9 protein-coding genes and 1 pseudogene are annotated in these 13,514 nt (G+C 65.6%); 2 read left to right on the top strand and 8 right to left on the bottom strand.

Annotated elements, in window-relative coordinates:
• The first annotated feature begins 38 nt into the window (after positions 1-38).
• The gene (locus VKG81_RS20385) at positions 39-593 is read left to right on the top strand and encodes a DUF4190 domain-containing protein (protein ID WP_324398536.1); all 555 of its coding nucleotides are present in this window, start codon (positions 39-41) and stop codon (positions 591-593) included.
• Here the strand turns inward: VKG81_RS20385 and VKG81_RS20380 are convergent.
• The 8 genes and pseudogenes from VKG81_RS20380 to VKG81_RS20345 all read right to left on the bottom strand — a co-directional run bounded on the left by VKG81_RS20380 (position 590) and on the right by VKG81_RS20345 (position 12,426).
• Complete coding sequence (locus VKG81_RS20380; protein WP_324398535.1) at positions 590-1,984, bottom strand: bifunctional lysylphosphatidylglycerol flippase/synthetase MprF; 1,395 nt, start codon at positions 1,982-1,984, stop codon at positions 590-592. The two genes, VKG81_RS20385 and VKG81_RS20380, sit on opposite strands and share 4 nt — an antisense overlap.
• Before the next feature lie 20 nt (positions 1,985-2,004).
• A complete protein-coding gene (locus tag VKG81_RS20375; RefSeq protein ID WP_324398534.1) occupies positions 2,005-2,916 on the bottom strand; it encodes an acyl-CoA thioesterase II in 912 nt (303 codons plus the stop codon).
• The gene (gene pyk, locus VKG81_RS20370) at positions 2,885-4,303 is read right to left on the bottom strand and encodes a pyruvate kinase (protein WP_324398533.1); all 1,419 of its coding nucleotides are present in this window, start codon (positions 4,301-4,303) and stop codon (positions 2,885-2,887) included. Before pyk ends, VKG81_RS20375 begins: the two co-directional genes overlap by 32 nt.
• Positions 4,304-4,334: 31 nt before the next feature.
• Positions 4,335-5,837, bottom strand: a complete 1,503-nt coding sequence (locus tag VKG81_RS20365; RefSeq protein WP_324398532.1) for a glutamate synthase subunit beta — start codon at positions 5,835-5,837, stop codon at positions 4,335-4,337.
• On the bottom strand, positions 5,830-10,389 hold the full coding sequence (gene gltB, locus VKG81_RS20360; protein WP_324398538.1) for a glutamate synthase large subunit: 4,560 nt from the start codon (positions 10,387-10,389) through the stop codon (positions 5,830-5,832). The genes VKG81_RS20365 and gltB overlap by 8 nt, the downstream gene beginning before the upstream one ends.
• Before the next feature lie 166 nt (positions 10,390-10,555).
• Positions 10,556-10,972, bottom strand: coding sequence for a DUF2752 domain-containing protein (locus VKG81_RS20355; RefSeq protein ID WP_324398537.1), 417 nt, complete (start codon positions 10,970-10,972; stop codon positions 10,556-10,558).
• A gap of 219 nt (positions 10,973-11,191) precedes the next feature.
• Positions 11,192-11,314: pseudogene (locus tag VKG81_RS21615) on the bottom strand (hypothetical protein); the annotation flags it as partial.
• Positions 11,315-12,021: 707 nt separating this feature from the next.
• Positions 12,022-12,426 (bottom strand): DUF4189 domain-containing protein, encoded by a 405-nt coding sequence (locus tag VKG81_RS20345; protein WP_324398531.1) that lies wholly within the window; start codon positions 12,424-12,426, stop codon positions 12,022-12,024.
• A gap of 314 nt (positions 12,427-12,740) precedes the next feature.
• Between VKG81_RS20345 and VKG81_RS20340 the strand changes: the two genes are divergently transcribed.
• Complete coding sequence (locus VKG81_RS20340; RefSeq protein WP_324398530.1) at positions 12,741-13,154, top strand: hypothetical protein; 414 nt, start codon at positions 12,741-12,743, stop codon at positions 13,152-13,154.
• Positions 13,155-13,514 lie beyond the last annotated feature (360 nt).

Raw genomic sequence — 13,514 nt, 5'->3', positions numbered from 1 at the left:
GCACCATCTGCCGGGCGCCGGGCGGTACATTGAGATCCATGACTGAACCGTCGGACAAACCGGAAAGCCCGTCGGGATCATCCCAAATGCCGCCACCGCCGCCGCAGCCGTATCCGTATCCGTACCCGCCGGGCCCATATCCGGGTGCCGGGTACCCACCGCCGCCGCCCCAGCCTTACTCAGGCTGGGCCCCGCCCCCGACAGGACCCAAGAACGGCCTCGGGATCGCGGCACTGGTGATCGCGATCATCGGCTTGATCACGTGCTGGATTCCCTTCGCCGGGTTGATCGCCATCGTCCTCGGCATCGTTGCGGTCGCGATCGGCTTCGCGGCACGTAGCCGCGTGAAACGGGGCGAGGCCAACAACGGCGGCATTGCGATCGCCGGCATCGTGCTGGGGATCCTCGCGATCATCGGCGGGGTGGCGTTCGGCCTCATCTGGTTCGGGCTTTTCAAGCAGGTCGGCGGGAGCACCTACTTCGACTGCGTCAAGAATGCCGGCAACGACCAAGCGAAGATCCAGCAGTGTGCCGACCAATTCAAGCAGCACATCGAGAATCAGTTCAGCGTCACGTTGACGCCGTCGCCCTAAAGCTGGCGCCGCCGCGGCATGAACTCCAGCGACAGCAGCACCACCAGAGCGTGCGGGATGTGTTGCACGGACACTAGTGCATAGCGCCGGTCGCCGAGCGAGTGGAACTTCCGTAGATAACGGTAAAGCGACTCGAGCGCGATCAGCGGATCGAGAAGATGGATCGCTGTGTAGAAGAAGGTCTGCACCAACCCGCGGTCCTTGGCGGTGAAGATCTCGGGAAACGCAGCGAACGCCAACGACAGTCGTTGGCCGCCACGTGCCTTGGCCTCGTGGATCATGTCAATGGACAGCCGCTCGTCGATCCCGTTGGGCGCCCCTGGGCGCCGCCACGGCACATCCAGCGTCACGTCGTCGCCGCGGCCCGCGGACGCGTACCGGTGGAAGCCTTGCACCCGGCCGGACCGGTCGCGCGCGATGATCAGGCTGATGCCCGGGTAGCGGCGCTCGAGTGCGCCGTCGAGCATCATCGAGAATCCCCGTTCGAAGTGTGCGCCGCTGTGGGATGTGTACAACACCTCGGCGAGCTCGGCCTGCTGCGCGTCGTCGATCTCCTGCTCGGCGACCACTTCGGTGGTGATGCCGCAGTTGTGGGTGCGCTGCACAGCTTGGCGCAAATTGCGGAACTTGCGCCCGGCCATGTCGAAGCGCTGCACGTCGATGACGACGTCCCTGCCGATCGGCACCGCCAGCATGGACTGGCCGATCACAGCCGCGTTCTGCCACAGCGAAAGCCTGCGCTCGCTGCAGCCGATCACCAGGATGCGCCAGCCCCTGCTGTGGCACATCGCGACGAAGTCGGCCACCAGTTCGGGAAAGCGCGCGTCGTCGCCGACGGGGTCGCCACCGACCACCGCAAAGCCGAGGCGAGTGCGGTATGCAATCGCCGCGGTTCCGTCGGCGTTGAAGTGGAAGCTCCTCAACGACTGCATCGCAAACGGCGCGAGTGCATCACCTCTGGTGGCGTTCACCAGCGCCCAGACTCTGGGCAGCGCCTCCGGCTGCGGCGGGGATGTCGTCGGCCACATCAACACCAGGCCTGCCCCGGCGATCAGCACATCGCCTAGCAGGTCGAACGACAACAGCCGCGCACCCAGGCCGGCCAGCAACACCATCATTGCCGCCCATGCATGGGCGGCGGTCACCGGCCGGCCCAGGAAGATGCCGCGGGCGATCAGCGCCACGGCGGCGAGGATGGTGACAGACCACTCCAAGCGCCCCGCGGCGTGCCAGTGCGTGTGGTCGTGATCGCGGGCCAGCAACACCACGAGCCAGCAGAACACGCTGAGAACTGCCAGCGCGCCGATCCAGCGTGCCGCCGGCGAGTCGACATTGACGACGACCCGCTCCCGGGCCTTGACCCTGGCGACCTTCACGGGCGGCTCCGTCATCCGGTAAACATTACGCCTAGTCAGCGACGGGAAGCGGGAAAGTGCTTCACGATTCCTTCCTGTACTACCGTCGCCATCAGCTGCCCGTCACGGTCGAAGAAGTGGCCGGTGCCCAATCCGCGCGACTCCGCGGCAACGGGCGACTGCGTGGAGTACAGCAACCAATCATCAAAATTGACTTGGCGGTGGAACCACACCGAGTGGTTGACCGTGACGGCGAAAATTCGGTCGTAGCCCCAAGACAAACCGTGCGTCGTGATGATCGAGTCCAGCAGCGTGGTGTCCGAGGAGTACACCATCGCGGCGGTGTGCAGAAGCGGGTCGTCGGGCAGCTCGCCGTGGGCCTTCAGCCACACCCGGTTGTAGTCCAGCCGCTCGCCTTTGTCCCGCATGATCCACGCCGGATCGTTGACATAACGCCACTCGATCGGGCGCAATGCGTTGACGAATTGCGGAACCACCTTCTCGTACCCACGCAGCAGGTCATCGATTGGCGGAAGCGTGGTGGGATCTGCCACATCTGGGGCCCTCACGTTGTGCTCGAGCCCGGGTCCGCCCGATAGATACGAAATCATCGCCGATGCCAGCAGCTTGCCGTCCTGTATCGCGTCGACCCGCCGGTTGGCAAAGCGACGCTCGTCGCGCAGCCGGACCACGTGGTACTCGAGGTCCTTGTCGGGGTCGCCGCCGAAAATGAAATGCACGGTGAGAGCGCTCGGCGGAAGGACGTGTCGCAGCGTGCGGCTGCCCGCGAGGAAGGCCTGCGCCATCATCTGCCCACCGAATGTACGGAGGGGAGTCTTGGTGGGGTGCGAGCCGATGAAGGTGTCGTCGTCGACGCGGTCCAGGTCCAGCGTGGCCAGCAACTGCTCGAAATCGCTCGCCAACGAGATGCCTCCCCTAGTGGTCGTCCTCCCCGATCCGGTGCACATGGATCAGGTTGGTCGAGCCTACTGTGCCCGGTGGAGCGCCCGCGACGATGACCACCAGGTCACCGCGCCGGTAGCGGCCAAGGTCGAGCAGGGACTTGTCCACCTGCCTGATCATTCCGTCGGTCGTTTGCATGTGCGGCACGATGAACGTCTCCGTGCCCCAAGTAAGAGCCAACTGGCTGCGGACCTCCGGCAGCGCGGTGAAGGCGAGCAGCGGCAGCGGGGTGTGCAGCCGGGCCAGCCGGCGCACGGTGTCGCCGGACTGGGTGAACGCGACGAGCGCCTTGGCGTCGAGCCGTTCGCCGATGTCGCGGGCGGCGTACGAGATGACGCCGCGTTTGGTGCGCGGCACATGCGCCAGCGGCGGAGCGGCGGTCGAATTCTGCTCGACGGCGGTGATGATCCGGGCCATGGTCCGGACCGCCTCCAGTGGGAACTTGCCGACGGACGTCTCGCCGGAGAGCATCAGCGCGTCTGCGCCGTCGAGCACCGCGTTGGCGACGTCGGATGCCTCGGCCCGGGTGGGCCGCGGGTGCTCGATCATCGAATCGAGCATCTGGGTCGCGACGATCACCGGTTTCGCGTTCTCCCTGGCCATCTGGATGGCCCGCTTCTGCACCAGTGGCACCTCTTCGAGCGGCATTTCGACGCCGAGGTCGCCGCGCGCGACCATCACCGCGTCGAAGGCCAGCACGATCGCTTCCAGGTTGTCGATCGCCTCGGGCTTCTCGAGCTTGGCGATCACCGGTACCCTGCGGCCGACCCGGTCCATCACCTCGTGCACGAGTTCGACGTCGGCAGGCGACCGGACGAACGACAACGCCACCAGGTCGACCCCTAGGCGCAGCGCGAACTCCAGATCCTCGATGTCTTTCTCGGAAAGCGGCGGCGCCGACACTTTCATCCCGGGCAGCGACAGGCCTTTGTTGTTGGAGATAGGGCCGCCCTCGGTGACTGTGGCGACGACGTCATCGCCGTCGATGTGCTCGACCACCAATTCGAGATTGCCGTCGTCAACGAGCAGCCGGTCGCCGGGCTGGGCATCGTGGGTCAGCCGCTTGTAGGTGGTGGAAACGCGGTCGTGCGTGCCTTCGGCTTCCTCGACGGTGATGCGGACCGTGTCGCCGTTGTTCCAATAGGTCGAGCCGTTCGCGAATCGGCCCAGCCGGATCTTCGGCCCCTGCAGGTCGGCGAGCACGCCGACGGCGCGACCGGTGATGTCGGAGGCGGCCCGGACTCTGTCGTAGGCGGCCTTGTGGTCGGCGTGCTCACCGTGACTCATGTTGAGCCGGGCAACGTCCATGCCGTCCTCAACCAGTGCCCGGAGCCTCTCATCGGAGCTGGTCGCGGGCCCGAGGGTGCAGACGATCTTCCCGCGTCTAGTCACGAATGCCGAGCATAGTCGCGGCGAGAGGCCTTCACACGACGGCGAGCGGCAGCAAGCTCGGGCCAACTGGCTCAGGCAGATCCGACTCACCCATGAGGTAGGTGTCGACCGCGTGCGCGACGCTCCGGCCCTCCGCGATCGCCCACACGACCAGTGACGCGCCGCGGTGGGCGTCACCGCACACGAACACTCCGGGCGCGCTTGTCTGCCAGTCGGATCCGCACGGCAGGGCGCCGCGGCGGTTGAGCTCCAGGTCCAGACCGTCCAGCAGCGGCATGTGCTCGACGCCGTCAAATCCGATGGCCAGCAACGCGAGGTCGCACGGCAGCTCGAGGCTGTCGCCGACCGGCGTGATCGCACGCCGGCCGTCGGCGCCGCGCGTGACGCGCACCTCAGCGACCTCGATTGCCCGCAGGTTGCCGTCTTCGTCGCCGAGGAACCGCTGGACCGCGACCTCGTAGCGGCGGTGACCGCCTTCGGCATGAGCCGGCGAGGTGCGCAACACCAGCGGCCATGTCGGCCACGGCGACCGTGATTCGTCACGGATTTCCGGCGGCTCCGGGTTGTAGTCGAGCTGGGTGACCGAGGCGGCACCTTGTCGGTGCGCGGTGCCGAGGCAGTCCGCGCCGGTGTCGCCGCCGCCGATGATCACCACATGCCTGCCCTTCGCGCTGATCGGCGAAGGTCCGTCACCTTCGCATTCGCGGTTGGCAGGCACCAGGTGTTCCATTGCCAGGTGCACGCCTTTCAGGTGCCGCCCTTCGACGTCGTAGTCGCGGGCCCGCAGCGCACCTACGGCCAGCACGACGGCCTCGTGCTGCGCACGCAGCGCTTCGACCGATATGTGTACGCCCACTTCGCAGTCGGTGACGAATCGCGTTCCTTCCGAACGCATTTGGGCGAGCCGATGATTGAGTACGGATTTCTCCATCTTGTATTCGGGAATGCCGTACCGCAGCAGGCCGCCGAGTCGGTCGTCACGCTCGTACACCGTGATGCGGTGGCCGGCACGGGTGAGTTGTTGCGCAGCAGCCAGACCCGCTGGACCCGAACCCACCACCGCGACGCTCTTGCCCGTGCCGATCGCCGCAGGCTGGGGTTCGACGACGCCCTCCATCCACGCGTGGTCGGCGATGGTCTGCTCGATGCGCTTGATCGTCACACTGCCGCCGGTCTTCTCCTCCCCGATCGACAGCACGCATGCCGCCTCGCACGGCGCCGGGCAGAGCCGGCCGGTGAACTCCGGGAAATTGTTGGTGGCGTGCAGCCGCTCGCTTGCGGCGTCCCAGCGGCCCCGTCGGACCAGGTCGTTCCACTCGGGTATCAAGTTTCCGAGCGGGCATCCGGCGGTTCCGGAGTGGCAGAACGGGATTCCGCAGTCCATACAACGCCGTGCCTGCTGCGAAACCTCGCCGGCACGTTGCTGCGGGTCCTGGCGTTCGTAGACCTCCCGCCAGTCGCCGACGCGTTCGTCCACGGGCCGCTTGGCGGCCTCAACCTTCGGCACCTTCAGAAAGCCGGTGGGATCAGCCACGGGACGCCTCCATGATCGCCGTGTCGACGTCACGCCCCTCCGCCTTGGCCATGCGCGTGGCCTGCAGCACTCGCTGGTAATCGGTGGGCATGATTTTAGTGAATTGCGCACTGCGCCTTGGCCAGTCAGCCAGGACGGACTTGGCGACCGTGCTGCCGGTGTACACAGCGTGCTTGGCCACGACGTCGTGCAGCCACATCAGGTCGTCGTCCTCGAGGGGCTGCAGCTCGACCATCGCGGTGTTGACCTTGTCGGGATCCAGGCCGAGCACATAGGCAATGCCGCCGGACATGCCCGCCGCCATGTTGCGCCCGGTCCGGCCGAGTATCACCACGCGGCCGCCGGTCATGTACTCGCAGGCGTGGTCGCCGACGCCTTCGGTGACGGCCAGCGCGCCGGAGTTGCGGGCGCAGAACCGTTCACCGACGCGGCCGCGCAGGTAGACCTCGCCGGAGGTCGCGCCGTAAAGCAGCGTGTTGCCGGCGATGACGTTGTCCTCCGGCAGGAACAGCACGTCATCTGGCGGTCGGACGATCACCCGTCCGCCTGAAAGGCCCTTGCCGACGTAGTCGTTGGCGTCACCGGTCAGCTCCATCGTGATGCCTGGCGGCAGGAAAGCGCCGATCGACTGGCCGGCGGAACCGGTCAGCTTGACGTGGATCGTGTCGTCGGGGAGTCCTTGCGCGCCGTAGCGGCGGGTTACCTCCGCGCCGAGCAGTGTGCCGACGGTGCGGTTGACGTTGCGGACAGGCAGTTCCAAACGCACGGGGTGTGCATCTTCCAGCGCCCCTTCGGCCAGCGCGATGATCGTTTGGTCGAGAGCCTGGTCCAGCGCGTGGTATTGGTCACGGAGCTTGCGCCGCTGGGTCAGCCGGGCGCCGTGCGCGTCGGTCGGCATCGCGAAGATCGGCGTCAGGTCCAGTCCCTTGCTCTTCCAGTGCGCGACACCCTTCGCGGTGTCGAGCACCTCGGCGCGCCCGACTGCCTCGTCGATGCTGCGGAAGCCGAGGTCGGCCAGGTAGCGGCGCACGTCTTCGGCGATGAAACGGAAGAAGTTCTCGACGAACTCCGGCTTGCCGTTGAACCGGGCGCGCAGCTCGGGGTTCTGGGTCGCGACCCCGACCGGGCAGGTGTCGAGGTGACAGACGCGCATCATGATGCAGCCGGCGACGATCAGGGGCGCGGTGGAGAAGCCGAATTCCTCGGCACCGAGCAATGCCGCCACCACGACGTCCCGCGCGGTGCGCATGCCGCCGTCGGCCTGAACTGTGATCCGGTCACGTAACCCGTTGAGCACCAATGTCTGCTGCGTGTCGGCCAGCCCGATCTCCCACGGGGCCCCGGCGTGCTTGAGCGAGGTGAGCGGTGCCGCGCCGGTGCCGCCGTCGTGGCCCGAGATCAACACGACATCGGCGTGTGCTTTTGACACCCCGGCCGCGACAGTGCCCACGCCGACGGAGCTGACGAGCTTCACGTGGATCCGAGCCTTGTCGTTTGCGTTCTTCAGGTCGTGGATCAGCTGGGCGAGATCCTCGATCGAGTAGATGTCGTGGTGCGGAGGTGGCGAAATGAGCCCGACTCCCGGCGTGGAGTGCCGGGTCTTGGCGATGTTCGGATACACCTTGTAGCCGGGAAGTTGTCCGCCTTCACCGGGTTTGGCACCTTGGGCCATCTTGATCTGGATGTCCGTGGCGTTGACGAGGTAGTCGCTGGTGACGCCGAACCGACCGGAGGCAACCTGCTTGACGGCGCTCCGCCGTCTCGGGTCATAGAGGCGGTCGACATCCTCGCCGCCTTCCCCTGAGTTGGAGCGGCCCCCGATGTTGTTCATCGCGATCGCCATGGTTTCGTGCGCTTCGGCCGAGATCGAGCCGTAGCTCATCGCGCCGGTGTTGAAACGGGTGCAGATCGATTCGACGGATTCGACCTCCTCCAGCGGCACCGGGGGGCGCAGGCCCTTCTTGAGCTCGAACAGGCCACGCAGCGTGCCGCCTTCGCGTGAGAGCCGGTCGACCTCGTCGGTGTACTGCTTGAAGATCTCGTGTCGCTTGGTGCGGGTTGAGTGCTGCAGGAGGAACACGGTTTCCGGGGTGAACAGGTGCAGTTCTCCCTCGCGCCGGAACGCGTACTCGCCGCCGATCTCCAGCCGGCGGTGCACCAGCTCGGTGGGATTCTCGGGGTAGGCGCGGCGGTGCCGTTGCCTGACCTCTTCGGCGAGTACGTCCAACCCGACGCCGCCGATCTGGGTGGAGGTGCCAGTGAAGTACTCGTCGATCACCGCGTGGTCCAGGCCGATGGCCTCGAAAGCCTGGGCGCCCGTGTAGGAGGCGACGGTGGAGATCCCCATCTTGCTCATCACCTTCATCACGCCCTTGCCGAGCGCTTTGAGGTAGTTGCGCACGGCTGTGGCGCATTCGATGCCGGTCAACTCCCCTTCGCGGATCAGATCCTCGATCGACTCGAAGGCAAGGTACGGGTTGACCGCCGCTGCACCGAAGCCGATCTGCATGGCGATGTGGTGCACCTCGCGGGCGTCGCCGGTCTCGACGACCAGCGCGACGTTAGTGCGCTCCTTCGTGCGTACGAGGTGATGGTGGACAGCAGAGACAGCCAGCAGTGAGGGGATCGGCGCCTTGGTGTGGTCGGAATCGCGATCGGAGATGACGAGGGTTCGGGCACCCTTGGCGATCGCCTCGCTGGCGCGTGCCCTCAGGTTGTCGAGCGCGTCGGCCAGGCCCTCACCGCCGCGCTCAACCTCGTAGAGCGCCCGTAGCACCTTGGCCCTCAGGCCGGGTTGGTCGCCGTCGTCGTTGATGTGGACGATCTTGTTTAGTTCGTCGTTGTCGAGAACGGGCCAGTCGAGGACGATCTGGCGACAAGACGCCGCGGTGGGCTCCAGGAGGTTTTGCTCGGGTCCCATGACGCGAGCCATCGACGTAACGATCTCTTCGCGGATGGCGTCGAGCGGCGGGTTGGTCACCTGCGCGAACAGTTCAACGAAGTAGTCGTAAAGCAGCCGTGGCCGCTGCGAGAGCACCGCTGTTGGGGTATCGGTGCCCATCGATCCCAACGGCTCTGCGCCGGAGGCGGCCATCGGGGTGAGCAGGATGCGGAGTTCTTCCTCCGTGTAGCCGAAGGCGATCTGGCGGCGGACCACTGATTCGTGGTTGGGCTGGAAGCGGCTGCGGTCGGGCAGTGCCTTCAGGTCAAGGAGGCCGGCATCGATCCACTCGCCGTAGGGATGTGATCGAGCCAGTTCGTCTTTGATCTCGTCATCGGTAACGATGCGGCCTTGCGCCGTGTCGATGAGAAACATCTTGCCGGGCTCGAGCCGGCCCTTGGCGACTATCTGGGCCGATGGCACGTCCAGCACGCCACTTTCGCTGGCGAGTATCACCCGGTCGTCGATGGTGCGCCACCACCGGCCCGGTCGTAACCCATTGCGGTCCAAGACGGCTCCCACGACGGTGCCGTCGGTGAAGGTTACGCAGGCGGGACCGTCCCACGGCTCCATCACAGAGGCGTGGAACCGGCAGAACGCGCGCCGGGCCGGGTCCATCGTGGTGTTGTTCTCCCACGCCTCGGGGATCATCATCATGACCGCATGCGGGAGGCTGCGGCCACCGAGATGGAGCAGTTCGAGGACGTTGTCGAACGAGGCGGAGTCCGACGAGTCGGGGGTGCAGATCGGAAAGAGCCGGCGCAGGTCGCCGGGGATCCGGGAGCTGGCGAGCATCGCCTCGCGGGCACGCATGCGGTTGCGGTTGCCGCGCACCGTGTTGATCTCGCCGTTGTGGGCGATCAGACGAAACGGGTGCGCGAGTGGCCAGGACGGAAAAGTGTTGGTGGAAAACCGGCTGTGCACGATTGCGATTGCGCTTATGCAGCGCTCGTCACGCAGGTCGGCGAAGTATCGGGGCAGCTGAATGGTGGTGAGCATGCCTTTGTAGACGATGGTGCGGCTCGACAGCGAGGGGAAGTAAACGCCTGCGGCCGACTCTGCGCGCTTACGGAGTGGGTACACGCGGCGATCGAGGTCGATCCCGCCGGGTCGCACGCCGTTGTGCTCGGGCGCGGCGACGAACAGCTGCGCCATGTACGGCATGCAGCTCAGCGCCGTCATACCGACCTCGGCGCCGTCCGGATCCACCGGTAGCTCGCGCCATCCGAGCACGTCGAGGCCTTCCTCGGCGGCGATGGCCTCGACCCGGGACCGGGCCCCTGCGCGGGCAATCGGGTCCTGGGGCATGAAACAGAGCCCGGCGGCGTAGGTGTTGCACCCGTCTGTTGTGGGTGGTGGAAGGCCGAAATCGACTACCGCTTGGAACAATTCGACGGGAAGTTGAAGCAACACCCCTGCACCGTCGCCGCTGTTGGCCTCGGCGCCGGCGGCACCACGGTGGTCGAGGTGTTCGAGCGCGACGAGGCCGTCGGCGACGATCGCGTGGGACCGTCGGCCCCGGATATCGGTCACCATGGCGACACCGCACGAGTCCTTCTCGTGCGACGGGTCATACAAACCCTGGGCATCAGGCACTGCCGAAAACAGCACTTTCATATACCTCCGCAGTCGACCTGCGGCAGGGGCTGAACCGCGTGGATTAAATGGTTCTGGGCCGCAGTCTGACGGGTTTTGTCCGGGACTGCACCGGCCCGAGATTTGGGGCGCACAGAGTTTGGCGCGCCGACTAGCCAGTGTATCAGCGGGCGAGGCAGAGCTACCCGGGATAAACGGTCGGGACCAGCGGAAAGCCGGGTACGTTTCGCACGACGGTCCAGATGAAGGCAGCCGCCCCGACGACGATGTATGTGGCGGGTGTCGCCGCGGGCTTCCCCATACGGCGCCGCCCCAGGAGCCAGGCCAGCAGTACCGGGATGCCCGCCAGCAGGAACACGTTGTCGACGACCGCGGCCGAGAAGTTGCCGTGCAGGAGATCGTGGGTCATGCGCAGGCCCCCGCAGGCCGGGCAGTTCCAACCGGTGAGCAGCTTGAACGGGCAAGCCGGAAAGAGGGAGTCGGGACGATGGGGGTCGGCGATGCCGACATAGGTCAGGGCCCCGATGGCTACTGCCCCGGTTCCGAGTGATGTGTAGATCCGGCCGCGGCGGGTGAGCCTCGTGCTTCCCGGTGCCATCCCGCCGCTGACGTAGTGCAACGGATCGGTCATACCTTTCAGCATGCCAGCTTCCAGATCAGAAGGGCGGTGGTTGGTCGTTGGCGATGAGGCGGGCTATTTCAAGTTGTCGCTGTCGTTCCTGCTCGTCGATGCGGGCCTGGTTGTCGCGCCGTACGGCCGCGATGCGGTATCCGCGATCGCAACCGCGGGTACGCGCCCGCAGCGGCATCATCACTGTCGCCCGGCCGGGTATGTCGAAACGGTGTGTCCAGTTGGCACAGTCCAGATCACCGTGCCGTCGGCTAATTGTCGGTCGGCCCAGCCGCCGATGCCGGTCCAGAAGGTTTTGAGCAGATGATGACACCAAAGTAGTGAAGAACATTCAAGGATAAGTTAGGCCCGGCGACGGTTGCCGCCGCCGCGTCGGCCCGTCGTCCGCTTGGGTGGCGGGCCGACCCTTTACACGTTGCCGCTGGCCGGAAGCAATCGTTGGACCTCCTCGCCGAGGTCGATCGGTTCTCCCTCGTAATTGCAATCGCCGCGTGACCTAGGCAAACGGTGGTAAGTTGACCCGAACAGAGAGGTCTGCCATGCGAGTAAACCAGTTTGGATTGGCGGCGCTATTCGCGGTAACGGGCGCCGTAGTGGCTATCGGCGCCGCACCGATTGCCGTCGCAGACGAATGCGATCCCACGGCCTCCATCTGCCAGGGCCCGGACGTCCAAGACACCGGCTCGTCGCCGAGTTTCGCGCCTGCGCCTGATACTGATACTGGTGGTGCACCCGGCGAGATGCAGCTGACCGACGAGAACCCAGGCATTGCGTCGCCCGATCACCGCTGATCACCGCCCACCCGGCGGCAGAGCCCCGGCACACCCTCGGGCATGTCGACGCCGAGCATGGTCACTGCGGTAGCGGACGACAACCAATCGGCTTTTTGAGCCACCCCCCTCGCGACCCTTGCCCGGTGCTGCTATCGACTGGCTAAAGAACCTTTTGAAGCCCCGACGGCGTTGCCCCTCGGCCACGTGATCTCAGGCCGTCGGTCGGCCTGGGTTCGAGCGACGTCAGCCGTTGCAGTCGTGGAGGTCGATCTTCGACCCGGGTCCCGCACCGTCCAAGGCTGCCGTATCGGCGGCGTCTTGAAATGGCGCGACCCTCCCCGCGAACGTTTTCCCGTCGCTGCTCTCCGCGATCGAGAGACAGCCCAGTCCCGATGTGACTACCTGGCAGTCGTTCGTCTTGCCAAGGACGTCGCACCACAAGACGGCTGCGTCCTCCGCGTTTTGTCGAGTCCGATAGTTGAGTCGGATCACTTCTTGTCCGTTCGAGGGCGACGCCGCGATTGCCCCCCAGCATCCTGGCTTGCATTCAAAATCAATGTCAGCTTTGGCCACCGGCGCAGCCACCAGCGATCCAGCGGCGACGAGAACGCCGATCACCGCGGCCAGCGCAACGTTCCTGGTGGTCATCGCGACCTGAGTGTCGCAGCGTCAGCCCAAAGCTTGGTGGGCGTTGACTGGAAGTCGGCTGTGGGCGGTTAGAACGGTGGGGTGATCCACCCACGCACACCTGGTGGGTGATTCATCCAGGCGTCCCCGGCCAACCGCGGAACGCATGGACCGAGGCAAAGTTAAAATCCGCAACACGACCAGGCGTGCTCGGTGTTGGAGTGGTATACGGATGGGGATCGCACAATTTCGGACCGGCGTGAGATCATCATCCCGCACGACCGGCCCGCGTGGACCGGCAATGAGCAACGCCTCATGAATAAGGAGGAAAGCCGATGGCTGCGCCGACGAAAGTCGAGGTGGTCCGAAAGTATGTCGAGCTGCTGCGAAACGACAATGCGCCAACGTTTACTCCGCCGCTCTACGAGGTCTTCGATGAGACGATCGACGTTGGAGACTGGAACGAAATTCGCCTATGGGTGCACGTGTTCGTTTCCAATTACGCAGCGACACCGGTGACAGCAGCTGCGAAACTGAATGTACAATTCTTTCATCTCTTTGGCATGCAACTCGGTGGGGGCGGCCAATTTCCCTATAGCAATGCCGTGATTCCCTGGGATGGCTTCACGTCGTATATCAACGGCTATGTCTCCGCCCCTATCATCGGCGAACGGCTGAGAATCTTGTGCTTCGCGGGGAGTCTGCCGCCGGGACCGTACGAGCTGTTCGTCACCTACTATCTCGTGTGAGTTCGCACAGGTTGACTGTCACGGCCACGCCCCAGCACGGCTCACACACACCGCGCCAGACCCGAGGGCAATTTGAGATGATCGCCGCCAAGCCACGGCGAGGACACCAAGTTAGCGGAAGTACACCGAAGCCGGGCATTAGCCCCGGGCCGCTCGTTGATCCGTCGACGGCGGCCTTCTCGGCCGGCCGACAAGTAGTTGCCGGCTGACTCAGCGTTAGGGCGGCTCCTTAGCTACCCGCGGCGGCGAACGGTTCTCAAGTTTCGCAGCCAGCGCGCGGCGCGACTCCCTGACTCCTCAGGCTGTTTCGCCGCGGCTCCGTCAAACGCCTGGACGGCTATCGGTGGAAGTTCCGCGACG

This window comes from Mycobacterium sp. (assembly GCF_035314905.1).
Taxonomy (GTDB): Bacteria; Actinomycetota; Actinomycetes; order Mycobacteriales; family Mycobacteriaceae; genus Mycobacterium.
The sequence above is the reverse complement of the archived record's forward strand: the minus strand, read 5'-3'. Positions and strand labels throughout refer to the sequence as shown.